The sequence below is a fragment of the Indolivaga capnocytophagoides DSM 22835 genome, from assembly GCF_000426485.1.
In the GTDB taxonomy this organism is placed as follows: domain Bacteria; phylum Bacteroidota; class Bacteroidia; order Bacteroidales; family Dysgonomonadaceae; genus Dysgonomonas_A; species Dysgonomonas_A capnocytophagoides.
Map to the genome: position 1 here is coordinate 73,138 of NZ_AUFL01000019.1, position 17,294 is coordinate 90,431.

A 17,294-nucleotide genomic window follows, 5' to 3' on the forward strand; every position below is an offset into this window, starting at 1 on the left:
TACTTTTGCAGCAACAAAGTATGTAATAAACCAAACAGGGAATAAATCCCTATTTTTTAATTGAAAAACAAATGGATAAAATCAGTTATGCTTTAGGTCTGAGCATCGCCAATAATTTTTTAAGTTCGGGAATCAATAAGCTTGATATAGAAACATTCGCTAAAGCTATAGATGATGTATTGAACCAAAAGCAGACATCGATGAATTACGATGAAGCAAAAAACGTAATCAACGAATACTTCACCAAATTACAAGACGAAAAACTGACTATAAATCTGAAAGCAGGACAAGAGTTTCTTGCTATCAATAAAAATCGTCCAGGCGTAGTTACTCTTCCCAGCGGATTACAATATGAGATAATTAAAGAAGGAAACGGAAAGATTCCTGCGGCTACCGATCAGGTAAAATGCCATTATCATGGAACATTGATCGATGGTACTGTTTTCGATAGCAGTGTTCAGCGTGGTACACCTGCAACATTCGGTGTTAATCAGGTTATCAAAGGATGGGTAGAAGCTTTACAGTTGATGCCGGTTGGTTCTAAATGGAAACTTTTTATCCCATCGGATCTTGCTTACGGAGCACAAGGAGCCGGACAGTCTATCGAGCCTAATTCGACTTTGGTGTTCGAGGTAGAAGTTTTGGATATCGTATAATCAATATTTGAAAGAAATATTTTTTTTAAAGAAACAAGTAAATAATTACTTATTAAATACATTTGCCTTAACAATGAAAAAATTTCAAATTCTAGCACTAGGTGCGATTGCTGCAATCGGAGCTTCAGTAGCTTCTTGCGATGGAGGAACTGCAACTCCTAACGCATCATTAAAAACAGAAGTTGACTCTTTATCTTATGCTTATGGAGTACAATTAGCTGAAAGCGGTCTTAGCCAATACTTGACCCAATTAGGAGTAACACAAGATACTGCTATGTTCAAGGCTTCGTACGCTCAGCGTATCGCAGCTGAATCTGATGCTGCTAAAAAAGCTACTTTAGAAAAAGAATTGACAACAAAATTGGACTCTCTAAATAAAGCTAATTCTAAAAACCTTGCTTTGTTTATAAAAGGTCTTAACGAAAGCTTCAATTCAAGCAGCAAAGATCAGGATGCTTATTTCAATGGTCTTCAGATCGGAGGACAATTGAAACAAATGTCTGAAAATTTCGAAAATCAAGTGCTGGACTCAGCTAAGATAAACAAAACTGCTTTACTTGCCGGTGTTTTGAATTCTTTGAAACATGAAAAGATTGCTATTGCAAATTCTTCTGAATTGGTTCAGACTAAAGCAATGGAGTCTCAAAAAAGAGCTCAGGCTAAACACGAAGAAGAGTTGAAAGCTCAATATCAGCCACAAATTGAAGCAGGACAGAAATTCCTTGCAGAAAACAAAGCTAAAGATGGTGTTGTAACACTTCCTAGCGGACTTCAATACAAAGTGGTAAAACAAGGAGCCGGGGCAAAACCTGCTGCAACAGACCGTGTGAAAGTATTCTATAAAGGATCTTTGATCGACGGAACTGTATTCGAAACAAATGAAGGTAAAGATCCTGCTGTATTCGGAGTTGGACAGGTTATTAAAGGTTGGACAGAAGCATTGCAATTGATGCCTGCCGGATCAAAATGGACATTATATATCCCTTACGATTTAGCTTATGGCGGTCAGCAAGCTGGCTCTATCTCTCCTTTCTCTACTTTGATCTTCGATATCGAACTAGTTAGCATCGAGAAGTAATATCATACAAAATGATAATAATAAAATGCTCTGGCAATATATGTCAGAGCATTTTATTTATTTAAGAATATCTTAAAATGTCTTTTTTTACAATAAATAGTAAGTGAAAGTGAGTCTTTTTATATAAAAAAGCGGTATATCAAAAAAATACCATTATATTTGGCAGTTAAATCTAATAAAAAGATAGAATATGGAGAAAATCGATAAACTTGACAAAAAGATTCTGGAGATAATATCTCAGAATGCCCGTATCCCATTCAAGGATGTGGCTTTGGAGTGTGGTGTTTCGCGTGCGGCTATTCATCAGCGTGTGCAGCGAATGATAGAGATGAAAGTGATCATCGGTTCGGGTTATATAATCAATCCTAAAGTTTTAGGATATAATACATGTACTTATATCGGGGTAAAACTTGAAAAAGGTTCTATGTATAAAACCGTTATACCCGAGTTGGATAAAATTCCCGAGATTGTAGAATCTCATTTTACTACAGGACCTTATACAATCCTAGTGAAACTTTATGCTAGAGACAACGAACACTTAATGGACTTATTGAATAACAAAATCCAGGAAATCCCCGGAGTTGTGGCTACCGAAACAATGATCTCTTTGAGCCAGGGTGTAAAACGGCAGATCCCTATAACAAAGGCTGAATAAGATCTGAGACCTTAAAGTTTTCAAGCTTCTTTATTTCACATAAGAAATCAAAAGGATAGTCTGCTAAAAGTAGATTATCCTTTTGGTTTTTATGCAGTTTACCGTGTTTTACATGATTCCGTTATGCTAAAATCCGGACATCAACACCTTCCTCTTCATACAAAAAAAGTGAAAAGCATATGCTTTCATATATTTTTTAATACTTTTGCAATTCGGATGTATTGTCCATAAATAGGAAATCAAAATGGTAGACTTTTTGAAAAAGATAACAACTAACATATATGTCAGGAATGTCTTATTAATGCTTATCCTGGCTGTTATATTGATTGCGATAACTTTATTTTGCCTGAATAAATATACACGCCATAATGAGTCGATAGAAGTGCCGGATTTAAAAGGGCTTCAGGTTCAGGATGCAGCATCTATTATTGCATCGTCGAGCCTTCGCTATGAGGTAGTAGACTCTGTGTATAATCAGGATGGTGTACCCGGTGCGATCGTTGAACAGATTCCTCTCGGAAAATCACATGTGAAAGAAGGACGAACCATATATCTTACTGTGCAGGCGAAAAGTGAACAGCTTGTTTCTATGCCTGATCTGGAAGATGCTTCGCTGAGGCAGGCTGAGGCGTTGCTTAAAGCATTAGGCTTTAGTCGGATAAATATAGAAAAAGTTCCTTCTCAGTATCAGGATCTTGTTTTTGGAGTAGCTTATAGAGGAGTAACCGTTAAAGCAGGTCAAAAAATACCTAAAAACTCAGTGCTTACCCTTAGGGTCGGAGATGGAGGTGTATCAGCAGATAGTACCGAAATAGATACTACAACGACTGAAATATATTAATGATGATCGATCCTAACGAAGAAATAGATGATCTTCTTGATGAAGATCAAGATGAATCGGCATCTGAACAATACGAACATTACCGGTTTGTAGCCGATAAAGGACAGAGTTTACTACGAGTAGATAAATTTATAACTTGCCGCATAGAAGGCATTTCGAGAAACAGGATACAGTGTGCTGCCGATGCTGGATGTATTCTTGCCAACGGTGTTGCTGTAAAATCTAATTATAAGGTGAAGCCAAACGATGTGATAACCATCGTGATGGATAGACCGAAGCGTGAACTCGAAATTATTCCCGAAGATTTACCCCTTGATATAGTTTATGAAGATAATGACTTGATGGTCATTAATAAACAGCCCGGATTGGTCGTACACCCGGGACACGGAAATTATACAGGCACTCTTGTAAATGCGATAGCATATCATCTGAAAGATACGCCAGAATACGACGCTAAAGATCCTCGATTGGGACTGGTACACCGTATTGATAAAGATACATCGGGATTATTGGTCATTGCTAAAAATCCGAATGCAAAGGCTCATCTTTCAGCCCAGTTTTTCAATAAAACTACAAAACGGGAGTATGTTGCTGTAGTATGGGGGGCTGTCGAAGAGGATAAAGGCCGTATAGAAGGAAATATCGGGAGAAGTGTGAAAGACCGTTTGCAAATGACGGTTTTTGAAGATGGAAAGCATGGTAAACCGGCGGTGACTAACTACGAGGTCATAGAACGGCTTGGGTATGTATCGGTGGTGAAGTGCAGACTCGAAACAGGACGCACGCATCAAATACGTGTTCATATGAAACACATAGGACATGTTTTGTTTAACGATGCTCGCTATGGTGGTGATCAGATATTGAAAGGTACGACTTTTACTAAATATAAGCAGTTTGTCCAAAACTGTTTTAATATATGTCCGAGACAAGCATTGCATGCCCGTAGTTTAGGATTTGTACATCCTTCGACCGGAGAAGAAATGCTCTTCGAAAGTCCTGTGCCTGCAGATATGCAGCAATTAATAGAGAAGTGGAGAGGATACATCTCCAGCCGTGATTTTTGAAATAAATTAAGTAAGAGAAAGTACTTAATGATATGTTTTTTAGCGATAACAGGCTGTTGTTATGCCTGTAAAGGTGATAAATCTAAAAAACAAGAGGCTTTAATATTAATTAGAAAATTGTCGGGGTATAACATTCAGTTGTGTTTATACCTGTCAAATATAACAAATAGGTCTGAGACCTTAGTATCAACAGAGCATGAAAAAAAATATCGCAATTGTATGGGGCGGCTACTCGTCCGAAAGTGTAGTTTCGGAAAAGAGCATGCAAGGTATTTATTCTTTTATGGATAAAAACCGCTATGATATTTATAAAGTAAAAATAGCAAGAGATAGCTGGACAGCTGAGATCGACGGGCAGGAATGCCTTGTTGATAAGAATGATTTTACGATACAAACTGCCGGAGGCAGAATCAAAATAGACTTTGCTTATATTACAATACATGGAACTCCCGGAGAAGACGGACATCTTCAGGGTTATCTCGATATGTTGAATGTTCCTTATTCGACATGTGGAATGATGGCTTCGGCGATAACTTTCAATAAGTTTGTTTGCAATAATTTTCTTAAAAACTTTGGATTCAATGTTGCGAAATCAGTATATTTAAGCAGAGAAACAAAATACGATATCGCTGAAATAATCGATTATCTGAATCTTCCTGTGTTTGTTAAACCCAATACAGGCGGATCGAGTTTTGCTACAACCAAAGTTAAATCTCGAGAAGATATGCAAAGTGCCATCGATTCGGCATTTGGAGAAGCATCGGATGTGATTATCGAAAGCTTTATCAGCGGCAGGGAAGTCACATGCGGCTGTTATAAAACAAAAGAAAGAGTTGTATTACTTCCATTGACGGAAGTAGTGACTCAGAATGAGTTTTTTGATTATAATGCAAAATATATGGGACAGGTGGAAGAGATAACTCCCGCCCGATTACCCGAAGAAATAACTTCCCGTATACAGGCTTTGACATCGAAGATTTACGATCTGGTAGATGCTAAAGGTATAATCAGGGCAGACTTTATTATATCAGATGGAACACCGTATTTATTAGAGGTCAATACAACTCCGGGAATGACTGCAACCAGTTTTATCCCTCAACAGGTAAAAGCCGCAGGTATGAATATGGCGGATGTATTGTCTGAGATAATTGAAAATGAATATCTTAAAAACGCAAAATAATTTATGAGTAGCGACAGGTTCAGCGACATAGCACCGTTGGAAGATGATCAGGTAAAAAGCACTATTCAGGAATTACTCGTTGATCCTGGATTTCTTCATGCCGTAAAGTACATCCTGCCTGATGTGAACTGGGAGGAGTTTTCGGCTGAAATGTCTAAGTATAATACTAAATTCGACTTTCAATCTCAAATGATCGCCCCAACTGTATGGGGGCTGACCAAAAGAACTGCGACTTCGGTCGAAAGTTCAGGTTGGGAAAATATCAGCAGGGATAGGTCGCACCTATTTATATCGAATCACAGAGATATTATTCTGGACGCCGGAATACTCAATATTTCATTGAATTCAAAAGGTCTGGAAACAACAGAGATTGCTATTGGAGATAATCTGCTGATACATCCATGGATAGAAAAACTGGTGAAACTAAATAAAAGTTTTCTTGTAAAGAGAGGAGTGTCTGTACGGCAGATGCTTGAGGTTTCTAAGCACATGTCGGAATATATCCACTATACTATAAACGAAAAGAAAGAGTCTGTATGGCTTGCCCAAAGGGAAGGTAGAGCAAAGGACTCTAATGACCGTACTCAGGAAAGCCTGCTCAAAATGTTAGCCTTGTGGCCGGAGACCGGATGTTTTGTTGATCGTATTAAGGAATTGAATATTATACCGATGTCTATATCGTATGAGTTCGATCCATGTGATTACCTGAAGGCAAAAGAATTTCAGTTGAAAAGAGATAATCCCGAATATAAAAAAGCTCAGATAGATGATCTCCGTAATATGGAAATCGGGCTGCTTGGCTTCAAGGGGAATATCCATTTTAGATTCGGACGGGTAATCAACGATAAACTTGATCCAATAAAAGAGCTGGAAAAAAAAGAGCAGACATCTGCTGTTGCTCATGTTATTGACAGAGAGATACATCTCAATTATGAATTTTTTCCTTGTAATTATATTGCTTTTGACTTATTGAACCAGACCGATCGATTTATTGAAAAATATAATGATGATCAAAAGGCTGATTTCGAAAACTATCTGGCAAAACAGATGAATAAAATAGATTTGGAAAATAAGGATATACCATTCCTGAGGTTAAAGCTTCTGGAAATGTACTCCAATACCCTTAAGAACTATCTTATAGCAAAAGGAGAAGAATAAAATTTTTTATATTTAAAGTTAAAGAAAGAGCAGATTCTGTTCTTTCTTTTTATTTTTGCATAAGTGGTATGATAACTCCTGACCGTATAAAGACGGAATTGCACTTTTTTACAGAATTAAACATCAGTCTATGTCGAAATTATTTAAAACAATTGTTCTAATTATATCTATCAGTTTGCTCGCGACAGAAGCATATTCGCAGGATTTACTGCAGAATGAAAAATTCAGTTATGTGCCGACATTCGAAGGTAAAGTGATTTTTCTCAAGGAAATCCCATTAAAATATTCTAATCAGAATAACAGCTATCTGCACCTGAAAGAGTGGTGTAAAATGAATTACGCTTCTGATCCTCTGATCTCCAATATCAGGTATGATAATACGAATAAAGAGATTGTGATACGGTCGAAAATAGAATTGCTTTTACCTCCAAACGCAAAGAATGTGAGAGAGAAGGTAATGATGACATATCATTTCAATACATTTATTTTTGACAGTAAGTGTATCTTGGAAATAAAAGATATTTCATATGTGCTGCCTCACGAGAAGAAAGCAGTGAAAGCCGAATCGTTAATTACAGATAGGACACTTGCGATTAGTGATGACAAACACGAAATCAGAGCGAATGTCAAAAAAAGTACACTGTACTTTCTGAATGAACTTGCCGATAATATTGAAATTGCGGTGAATAACCCGGCAATCCTCGCAAAGTAGGCTAAAAATCCAATGAGAGCTGTTTGTTGAGTAGAGTAAATGTCATCCGGTGATAAGGTGTTACCCCGAATTGCTCTATTGCTTTCCTGTGCTTTATGGTAGGGTAGCCTTTATTGCTGTCCCAGCCGTAGGCCGGATATTCGTTATGCAGATTTAACATAAAATCATCACGGTATGTTTTTGCAAGTATAGATGCTGCGGCTATTGGGAGATATTTCCCGTCACCTTTGATGATACATGTGTGATTGATTTCTTTGTATTTTTTAAATCTATTGCCATCTATTAAGAGGCTTTCGGGTATAATGGATAACTGGTCGAGAGCTCTGTGCATTGCCAGAAAAGAGGCATTCAGTATATTGATTTTGTCAATTTCCGTCTGATCGACAATGCCTACAGCCCAAGCCACAGCTTCTTTTTCGATAATAGAGCGAAGTTCGTACCTTTCTTTTTCTTTTACTTGTTTCGAATCGTTCAATAGATCGCAACGAAAATCTTTAGGCAAAATAACAGCGGCAGCAAATACCGGACCTGCAAGACATCCTCTTCCGGCTTCATCGCAGCCGGCTTCTACTTGCTCCGGATTAAGGCAAAGTTCAAGCATTGTTTGTCTTTTTATTCCATACTGTGGGCTTGGATAATCTCCAAAGTAACAGTAAGTATTTAATGTCATGTTTTAAAGTAATAACCGTCCTATTGGAGTTATACCTTGGTGTACAATAAATGGGTCTGAGACCTTAATCTCTTGATTTTCTTTCAAAATTAGAAAATTTGCATCAAAATCACGAATTGTAGCATATTTAATGAATATTTTGTTATTATCACTGTAAATTATTAATTTAAAAAACTACCTTTGTTAGGGTTAAGGCTTTAGCCTTGTTTGTTAGTGAAATTTGTATGACAATAATTGGTTATTAAGCCATTAAACGACTGAATAATTTCAGCCTGTTAGTTAATTAGGAAGTAATAAAACACATAATCACAAGTATTGAACTTGTTTTATATTGAATAGATAAATATTTATCCATCATGAAATTAGATACCCTAACAGCCATCAGCCCGATTGATGGACGTTATCGTAATAAGACTGAGGAACTGGCCGATTACTTTTCGGAATATGCATTGATAAAATATCGGGTACATGTCGAAGTGGAATATTTCATCGCTTTATGCGAATTGCCATTGCCCCAGCTCCAGGATATAGATAAAAACGTATTTCCAGAATTACGTAAAATAGTCAGCGGCTTTTCGGAAGAAGATGCAACCCATATCAAGGAAATAGAAAGTATAACAAACCATGATGTAAAAGCTGTCGAATATTTCATTAAGGAAAAGTTTGACGTTTTGAAATTGGAAAAGTATAAGGAGTTCATTCATTTTGGTTTAACTTCGCAAGATATAAATAATACATCCATTCCTTTATCGTTGAAAGACGGATTGAACAAAGTGTATTATCCGTTGTTAAAAGAATTGATAGAACATTTAAGATCTCGTGCCGAAGAATGGTCGGATGTTTCGATGTTGGCAAAAACGCATGGGCAGCCTGCATCCCCGACTCGCTTAGGTAAAGAGATTATGGTATTTGTAAGTAGGTTAGAGAACCAACTGCAACAATTGCAGACAATTCCTTTTACTGCAAAATTCGGAGGAGCAACGGGTAATTATAATGCCCATAATGTTGCTTATCCGGCATATAACTGGAAAGAATTCGGTTCGAAGTTTACTTCTGAGAAATTAGGATTGGTCAGGGAAGAATATACAACACAGATATCTAACTATGATAATCTAGCTGCAATTTTTGACGGACTGAAAAGAATCAACACGATAATCATTGATTTGGATCGGGATTTTTGGCAGTATATTTCGATGGAGTACTTTAAGCAGAAGATCAAAGCCGGAGAAATAGGCTCGTCAGCAATGCCCCACAAAGTTAACCCGATAGACTTCGAAAATGCAGAAGGGAACTTAGGTATTGCCAACGCTATTCTAGAGCATTTATCATCCAAATTACCGATATCCCGATTGCAAAGAGATCTGACTGATTCAACAGTTTTGAGAAATGTAGGTGTACCCGTGGGGCACATTGTCATCTCATTGCAAAGCACATTGAAAGGATTGGGTAAATTGCTCCTGAATAAGGATGCTTTGGAACGAGACCTTGAGCATAATTGGGCAGTGGTAGCAGAAGCTATTCAGACTATTCTTCGCAGAGAAGGATATCCTAAGCCTTATGAAGCCCTGAAGGAATTGACCCGAACTAACGAAGCTATAACAGCTAAGTCTATCGAGAATTTTATCAATGGATTATCTGTTACTGAATCCGTTAAAGAAGAATTAAAGAAAATTACGCCTCAGACCTATACGGGAGTATAACACAACAATATAGCCGTGAGGTTATTTAAATAAATAATTTATAAAAACTAAATTTAACCAAAGATGATTACAGACAGAGATAATGAACGCCGGGATGGTTATTCATCATCGAACAGACCATCTATCAACAAAAACAACCAAGGCGGCGAAATAAAGAAAAAACGCCCTCGTGTTGGTGATGCACGTCCGTCCCTTAACCGTGAGTATAACAATAGGGACAGTCGGGATAACCGCGATTCTCGTGATTATAACAGAGATAATCGTAGTGGAGGCTATAACTCTGATGACAGGAGATCGGGGTCTTACGGAAATAATTCGTACCAGTCTGGTGGAAGCCGTTCTATAAACAGATCGGGTAGCAACAGATCTGGAGGATACCAGTCCGGAGGATATCAATCAGGCGGAAGAGACAATAACAGGGATAACGATCGTCATCCTTATAATAACAGAGATCAGAGAGATAACCGTGGAGGCTCATTCCAAAGAAGGGATAATAATAAAGGACCGAAACAATTGGTGAAACCGGTTAAATATAAAGAAAATCTTGATCCCAGCACACCTATTCGTTTAAACAAGTATCTGGCGAATGCCGGAGTATGTTCACGTCGTGAAGCAGACTCTTACATTACAGCCGGAGTTGTAAAAGTAAACGGAGAAGTTGTGTCTGAACTTGGAGCGAAGGTTACACGCGGAGATAGTATAACATTTCATGATCAACCCGTTCGTTTGGAAAGTAAGGTTTATGTATTATTGAATAAACCAAAAAATACAGTGACAACTTCAGATGATCCTCAAAACAGAAAGACTGTAATGGATTTGGTAAAAGGAGCATGTCCCGAACGTATTTATCCAGTTGGGCGTCTTGACAGAAATACAACAGGTGTATTGCTTCTTACTAATGACGGAGATTTAGCATCTAAGCTGATGCATCCAAAATATGTGAAGAAAAAAATCTATCAGGTAAAGCTTGACCGTGATGTTGCAATCGAGGATATGCAGGCTATAGCCGATGGTATAGATCTTGAAGATGGAGAAATCCATGCAGATTCTATAGCCTATGTTGCAGAAGATATTTTGAACGAAGTAGGTATTGAAATCCACTCAGGACGTAACCGTATTGTTCGTCGTATATTCGAAAAACTAGGTTATCAGGTACAGAAACTCGATCGTGTTTACTTTGCCGGATTGACCAAAAAGAATATCCCGAGAGGACGCTGGAGGTATCTGACTGAATCTGAGGTGAACATGCTACGCATGGGTGCTTTTGAATAATTACTGAGAAAATAGAAGAACAGTTAGTATAATTAATTTATACTAACTGTTTTATTCAGTTAAAGGAAATGCTATAAGATATACTTCTGGTTTATAAAACCAAAGAAATAAAAAGGTCTGTGACCTTATTATATTTACGCTTACATTTAACAGAAGGTCTGTGACCTTAAGACAAACTAAAATTAGAAATGGAAACAATTCGTAGGACAAAAATTTCGGATTTACCCCAATGTAAATTTGGAGATCAGGTGAGTGTTAAAGGATGGGTACGTACTCGTCGAGGCAATAAACAAGTAAGCTTCATCGCTCTTAATGACGGTTCTACTATTAATAATATTCAGATTGTTGCAGATATAGAAAAGTTTGGCGAAGACAATCTGAAACCTATTACCACAGGTGCATGTATCCATGTTATCGGAAAATATGTAGAATCGCAGGGTAAAGGACAAAACGGAGAAATACAGGCAACCGAAATTGAAATATACGGAACAGCAGATGCACAGGAATACCCTTTGCAGAAAAAAGGGCACTCTCTTGAATTTCTTCGTGAGATAGCACATTTACGTCCCAGAACAAATACATTCGGAGCCATTTTTCGTATGCGTCACCATATGTCGTATGCTATTCATAAATATTTCAACGACCATGGCTTCTTTTATCTGCATACGCCAATAATTACGGCTTCCGATGCAGAAGGTGCAGGATCTATGTTTCAGGCTACAACTTTGGATTTTAATAATCTACCGAGAACAGAAGATGGTAAGATTGATTATAGTCAGGATTTTTTCGGACGTCAGACTAATATGACAGTATCGGGTCAGCTCGAAGGAGAATTGGGTGCAATGGCTTTGGGTGCGGTATATACTTTTGGCCCGACATTCAGAGCCGAAAATTCGAATACTCCCCGACATTTGGCCGAATTCTGGATGATTGAACCGGAAGTTGCTTTTTATGATATTCATGATAATATGGATTTGGCTGAAGACTTCCTGAAATATCTGATTCGTTATGCTCTGGATAATTGTAAAGAGGATCTGGCATTCCTGAATGAAATGTATGATAAGGAATTGATTGAACGTCTTGAATTTGTTCTTTCAAATGATTTTGTTCGTCTGACATATACCGAAGGTGTAAAAATTCTCGAAGAAAGCGGACATAAATTCGAATTCCCTGTATATTGGGGAGCAGACCTTCAGTCTGAGCATGAACGCTATCTAGTGGAAAAGCATTTCAAACGTCCTGTAATAATGACAGACTATCCTAAAGAGATCAAGTCTTTCTACATGAAACAGAATGAAGATGGTAAAACAGTCAGAGGTATGGATGTTTTATTCCCTAAAATCGGTGAGATAATCGGAGGATCGGAACGTGAGGCTGATTATGACAAATTGATGGAAAGAATTAAAGAGACAGGAATGAATACCGATCCTATTTGGTGGTATCTTGAAACCCGTAAATTCGGAACTGCTCCTCATGCCGGATTTGGATTGGGCTTTGAACGATTAATGTTATTCGTTACAGGTATGCTTAATATCCGTGATGTTATACCATTCCCAAGAACACCTAAAAATGCAGAGTTTTAAAATCGTAATAACCGATTTCATATATATAGGGGTTGGATCAAATGGATCCAGCCCCTATTATTTGTATAACATGGATATGTATCACCCGGTATTTCGCATACCTGCGGCGATACCGGAAATTGTTACCATCAATGCTTGTTCCAATTCCTGAGGATAAGTTTCTTGATTACGACACCGTTGCAACAGTTCTACCTGAAGTAAATTCAGCGGAATTGTATAGATATTTCGCATCGCAATGTTGCTTGCAATCGACGGAAGATTCTCCATAAGATGATCGTCATGCAGAATATTCAATATGGTATGGATATCTTTTTCCAACTGATTTTGAAGTTCAGTCCCAAGATACTGAAGTTTAGGATCCACGAGCCGCTTATCATAATATGTGGCAATACGTCTGTCAGCTTTCGCAAATACCATTTCCAACATGCTTATACGAGTGTTGAAAAATGGCCACTCTTTAGACATTGATTCAAGCAGGCCCATCTTACCCTCATCTATAACTTGCTGTAAAGCCTGACCGGCTCCCAGCCATGCCGGCAGCATTAACCGGTTTTGAGTCCATCCAAAAATCCACGGAATAGCTCTTAAACTTTCCACTCCTCCGGTTGGGCGACGTTTAGCAGGCCTTGACCCTAGAGGCAGTTTTGCAAGCTCCGCTTCCGGTGTGGATTGATAGAAGTAGGGGATGAAGTCTTCGTTGCGATGTACCAGATCCTGATATGCTTTGCATGATATGTCAGACAAGTCATCCATCACTTTACGCCATTCGTCCTTTGGTGCAGGAGGAGGTAAAAGATTGGCTTCTAATATTGCATCTATATATAACGAAAGGGTATTGATTGCCAAGTCGGGAAGTCCTAATTTGAAACGGATCATTTCCCCTTGTTCAGTAACACGTAATCCTCCTTTAAGAGAACCGGGAGGCTGAGAGAATAATGCTATCTTAGCGGGTCCTCCGCCTCTACCTATTGTTCCGCCTCTACCGTGGAATAAGGTAAGTAAAACTCCTGCTTCCGAACATACTCTGATCAGAGCTTCCTGTCCTCTGTATTGAGCCCATCCAGCGGCTAATGCACCTGCATCTTTCGCAGAATCCGAATAGCCTATCATCACCATTTGTTTGTTGTTGATGATGCCTCTGTACCAACCGATATTCAGTAATTGTTTCATTACATCTTCGGCATTGTTGAGGTCGTTAAGAGTTTCAAACAGCGGAGCTACCGGAAGGGTATAAGGGCATCCTGTTTCCTTTAAAAATAAGTGAACGGCCAGTACATCCGATGGAGTTCTTGCCATAGATATTACGTATACAGGAATTGCACCTTCGGGAGTTTCGGCTATCACTCGACAGGTTTCAATTACTTCTTTGGTTTCCGGACTGGGTTCCCAGTTATTCGGAATAAGAGGTCGCTTCGAAGAAAGCTCCTTAATAAGAAACGCTTGTTTTTCTGATTCAGACCATGATTCGTAATCTCCTATACCCAGATAGCGGGTAACTTCCGACAATGCTTCGGTATGTCTTGTGCTTTCCTGGCGGACATCTATTTTTACCAGTGTCACACCGAAACACTTCACCCGGCGTAGAGTATCCGATAATTTGTCGTTTGCTATACTTTGCATACCGCATTCGATGAGTGAATTGTAGCATTGCATTAATGGCTCCCACAGTTGGTTATTGTCGAAAATAATATCATCGGTCACAGGTAAGTGTTTGCCTTCAATTCTTTCGTCCAGATAAGCGATTGTTTTTCTGAATTTCGAGCGAAGACGTTTCATCAATTCTCTGTATGGTTCTTGTACATCGTTATCTCCCAGATATTCCCTGAATTGAGGAGTACAGGCATACATCGAAAGTTCTTTTACCAATACTTCGATATCTTTCAGGAATAGCAATGCAGCTCGTTTACGGCTTTGAAGTAATACATCACGTGTTACAGATGCTGTAACGTTGGGATTACCATCACGGTCTCCACCCATCCATGACGAAAAGTGTATGGGACGTGCATCTACCGGAATGGTGTATCCGATTGTATTATTCAATTGTTCATTTAATTCTCTCAGGAATTGAGGAACGGCATCCCAAAGACTGTTTTCGACAACATCATATCCCCATTTTGCCTCTTCATTCGGTGTTGGCCGGTTTTTACGTATCTCGTCCGTAAACCAATATTGAACGATTAGTTGCTTCAATCTTTGCATAATATGCTCTTTCTTGTAGTCAACTATATCGTCATGATCTAATTGCTGTAAACAATCGCTTACTTCATTCAGATTATTAATGAGCGAACGGCGGTTTATTTCAGTAGGGTGGGCTGTCAGTACAAGGTCAATAGAGATTTCTTCAATAGACTTCTTAATCTCTTCATCGCTTATGCCTTTATCCTTAAGGGTTTTGTAGATGGCCGGAAAGTTTACCGGATTTTCTTTTCCCTGAGCATGTTGCGATATGGTATCGTATTGCTCGGCTGTATTGGTCAGATTAAGGAACTGGTTGAATGCCTGCGCTACAGGTAAAAAATCCTTATCAGGAAGGTTTTGCAGGGTTTTGACTAGTTCTTCATGAGCGGCAATGTCTCCATTATGAGAAGCCTTAGAGAGTCGTCTTATCGTTTCGACCCTTTCGAATGTAGCTTCTCCCAGAGCTTCCCTGATAGTGTCTCCGAGAAGAGAACCTAACATCGAAATGTTCTCATTCATTAAAGTGTTTGATTGACTCATATTTTAAATTTTTGAGTTAAGGTCTCAGACCTGTTTGTTATTTCAGCGACAGAATAACTCATCAGCAATGAGTTATTCTGTTGCTTATTTATTATTCGTTGATCAGAGAGAATAATTCTTCAGCGGCCATTCTTGGACCGTCTTTGGTTAGTCCGTCTATGGCCAGAGATGTGTGGATTTCTCCGATTTTAACACCATTCTCTTTCATCTTGCCAAAATACTTGCGAACCAGAGTTTCTGCCAGAGATTGTTCCTGAACAGGACCGAATGGATTTGCAAAGTATGATTTTACAAGACCGACTTCGGATGTTGTACCTTTTGCCTTGCGTGCTCCGGCTTCGAATACATCAATCGCATTGGTAAGGTCGTCAAAGAAGTTGATCTTTTTTTCTGATTCGCTGTAGTTATTAGCGTATAGCATATAGTCTACTGTATATCCTTTAGAAATTACTTCGTAGGTTGCAACCGGAATTGTAACACGGGCATTGATCTTATCGGGATTACTGTAAATACCCCGGTCGAGTTGTTGATATGCGTATGCGGGGTCAAGATCGTCTACACGGACGAAAGCTCCGATTTCTGTTCCGTATCCTTTTACTGATCCGTCTTTTTCGATATTCAGATATCCCATATCATCAAAAATTATTCGCATGTGGCGGATGTATTTTTCGTTTAATGTACGGAATGCTTCCAAACTTTCTGATTTTCCGGCTCCACTATCTCCCATGATAATGATGTTCGATTCTTTACCGTTTTTAAGGGCGATATTTACCATTGCTCCATGTATCGGAAGACGTTTATTTTCCATCTGTTTGATGTTGTGGAGAGTCAACAGCATTTTTTTCATGTATCCGAAATAATCGATATCGTCGCAGTAATTAGCGTATCCGATCATGATATCGTTTTTCTTGTCCTTGTAGTAGAAGGTTCTCTTTTCTTCGTGTCCGTCAGGATATCCGAATATATAGATCATGTCGGGTTTTTTACCTATATAGCTGCTTTCTACTGCAAGTTCAAACAGGTTGGATAATCCTAAACCGTGATCGATGAAGTCTTTATGGAAATATACGAAAGTAAGCATATTACCGACCCAAGCAGGAAATATATACCAGTCGTTATCATTTAATGTAAGATTAGCAATAGGATTAGTCTCGTGTTCGTGGAAAATTCCCGAACGGGTATTACGTTTTGTGTAAGTAATCAATGGCGGTTGGAATATAACAGTGCTGATAAACGGCACAGCTGATAGTCCGGTATATTCAACAGGGCAGTTCCATGTAACGTTGTTCAGCGTTAGTCCGGCATTTGCTCCCGCAACCAATTGACGGTACACTCTATGCTGAGATCCCATAATGGTTTCTTCGATCCGACGGTATGTTGCCAGAATAAGATCGTTAAACTGGTCGTTGGCCTGTATAAATCTTACATTTTGCAAGCCATCTCCTAAACTGTTGTTGCGTACGATAGAGATACGTTCCAGACGTCTCCAGTATCCGTATAGCAGTTCGATCAATTCGATAAACAGATTCTTGTCATGGAAGTGTTCCGAGTATTTATTGTTTACTTTCAGAACTTCTCCTTCGTCACAAACTGTAAGAAATTTGAATACCTGTATCAATGTGGTTGCAAATTCATCATCGTTCTTAAAATTCTTGCTGTATTGATCGTAAATAATTACATTATCTTTTTTCAATACCTGAATAAATGAGTCTATCACCCGTCTAAAGCCGTAGCTATTCAACAATTTCTGACGATTATCGCAGTATTTTACTGAGAAATTGATCATTGCCTTTCCCCGGCTGATGGTAAATTCGTTTTGCATTGCTATTTATTTTGTTTATGAGTAATTCTTATTTTTAAGTAACAAAAAGTATTAATGATATATTTTAAAGTAATAACTGACTTATTATACTTAGAAAGTCATAAATGATCTCTCTAAGGTGCGGTCCAAATAAGGCATCTAAGTTGTATGTTTATCTGTAAAAATGTTGACTGATGTACCGCAAT

Annotated in this window: 14 protein-coding genes; 11 read left to right on the forward strand and 3 right to left on the reverse strand. The window is 38.4% G+C overall.

The genetic code is table 11. The annotated features are described in order from the left end of the window. Nucleotides 1-71 precede the first annotated feature (71 nt). The 8 genes from K322_RS0111435 to K322_RS19275 all read left to right on the forward strand — a co-directional run bounded on the left by K322_RS0111435 (nucleotide 72) and on the right by K322_RS19275 (nucleotide 7,344). Complete coding sequence (locus K322_RS0111435) at nucleotides 72-656, forward strand: FKBP-type peptidyl-prolyl cis-trans isomerase (RefSeq protein WP_026627015.1); 585 nt, start codon at nucleotides 72-74, stop codon at nucleotides 654-656. A gap of 73 nt (nucleotides 657-729) precedes the next feature. Continuing rightward, nucleotides 730-1,734, forward strand: coding sequence for an FKBP-type peptidyl-prolyl cis-trans isomerase (locus K322_RS0111440; RefSeq protein WP_026627016.1), 1,005 nt, complete (start codon nucleotides 730-732; stop codon nucleotides 1,732-1,734). Nucleotides 1,735-1,924: 190 nt separating this feature from the next. After that, a complete protein-coding gene (locus K322_RS0111445; protein ID WP_026627017.1) occupies nucleotides 1,925-2,389 on the forward strand; it encodes an Lrp/AsnC family transcriptional regulator in 465 nt (154 codons plus the stop codon). A gap of 256 nt (nucleotides 2,390-2,645) precedes the next feature. Next, entirely contained in the window at nucleotides 2,646-3,230 is a 585-nt protein-coding gene (locus K322_RS0111450) for a PASTA domain-containing protein (RefSeq protein WP_026627018.1), read from the forward strand. A gap of 2 nt (nucleotides 3,231-3,232) precedes the next feature. Continuing rightward, nucleotides 3,233-4,294, forward strand: a complete 1,062-nt coding sequence (locus K322_RS0111455) for an RluA family pseudouridine synthase (protein ID WP_395847159.1) — start codon at nucleotides 3,233-3,235, stop codon at nucleotides 4,292-4,294. A gap of 196 nt (nucleotides 4,295-4,490) precedes the next feature. Next, nucleotides 4,491-5,474 (forward strand): D-alanine--D-alanine ligase, encoded by a 984-nt coding sequence (locus K322_RS0111460; RefSeq protein WP_026627020.1) that lies wholly within the window; start codon nucleotides 4,491-4,493, stop codon nucleotides 5,472-5,474. A gap of 3 nt (nucleotides 5,475-5,477) precedes the next feature. Next, entirely contained in the window at nucleotides 5,478-6,632 is a 1,155-nt protein-coding gene (locus K322_RS0111465) for a 1-acyl-sn-glycerol-3-phosphate acyltransferase (protein ID WP_026627021.1), read from the forward strand. A gap of 130 nt (nucleotides 6,633-6,762) precedes the next feature. Further along, a complete protein-coding gene (locus K322_RS19275) occupies nucleotides 6,763-7,344 on the forward strand; it encodes a DUF4468 domain-containing protein (protein WP_051290768.1) in 582 nt (193 codons plus the stop codon). Nucleotide 7,345: 1 nt separating this feature from the next. On the opposite strand, the gene K322_RS0111475 is transcribed toward K322_RS19275, so the two are convergent. Next, nucleotides 7,346-7,945, reverse strand: coding sequence for a ribonuclease HII (locus K322_RS0111475; RefSeq protein WP_026627022.1), 600 nt, complete (start codon nucleotides 7,943-7,945; stop codon nucleotides 7,346-7,348). Between the two features lie 425 nt (nucleotides 7,946-8,370). On the opposite strand from K322_RS0111475, the gene purB reads away from it, so the two are divergent. From purB to asnS, 3 genes are all read left to right on the forward strand, one after another. Continuing rightward, the gene (purB, locus tag K322_RS0111480) at nucleotides 8,371-9,714 is read left to right on the forward strand and encodes an adenylosuccinate lyase (protein WP_026627023.1); all 1,344 of its coding nucleotides are present in this window, start codon (nucleotides 8,371-8,373) and stop codon (nucleotides 9,712-9,714) included. Nucleotides 9,715-9,777: 63 nt separating this feature from the next. Continuing rightward, nucleotides 9,778-10,986 carry a pseudouridine synthase gene (locus K322_RS0111485; protein WP_026627024.1) on the forward strand — a complete coding sequence of 403 codons (1,209 nt, stop codon included), beginning with the start codon at nucleotides 9,778-9,780 and terminating at the stop codon, nucleotides 10,984-10,986. Between the two features lie 188 nt (nucleotides 10,987-11,174). Further along, complete coding sequence (gene asnS / locus K322_RS0111490) at nucleotides 11,175-12,569, forward strand: asparagine--tRNA ligase (protein WP_026627025.1); 1,395 nt, start codon at nucleotides 11,175-11,177, stop codon at nucleotides 12,567-12,569. An 81-nt stretch (nucleotides 12,570-12,650) separates the two neighbouring features. On the opposite strand, the gene ppc is transcribed toward asnS, so the two are convergent. After that, nucleotides 12,651-15,287 (reverse strand): phosphoenolpyruvate carboxylase, encoded by a 2,637-nt coding sequence (gene ppc / locus K322_RS0111495; RefSeq protein WP_026627026.1) that lies wholly within the window; start codon nucleotides 15,285-15,287, stop codon nucleotides 12,651-12,653. Between the two features lie 91 nt (nucleotides 15,288-15,378). Continuing rightward, on the reverse strand, nucleotides 15,379-17,109 hold the full coding sequence (locus tag K322_RS0111500) for a hypothetical protein (protein WP_026627027.1): 1,731 nt from the start codon (nucleotides 17,107-17,109) through the stop codon (nucleotides 15,379-15,381). Nucleotides 17,110-17,294: the final 185 nt, after the last annotated feature.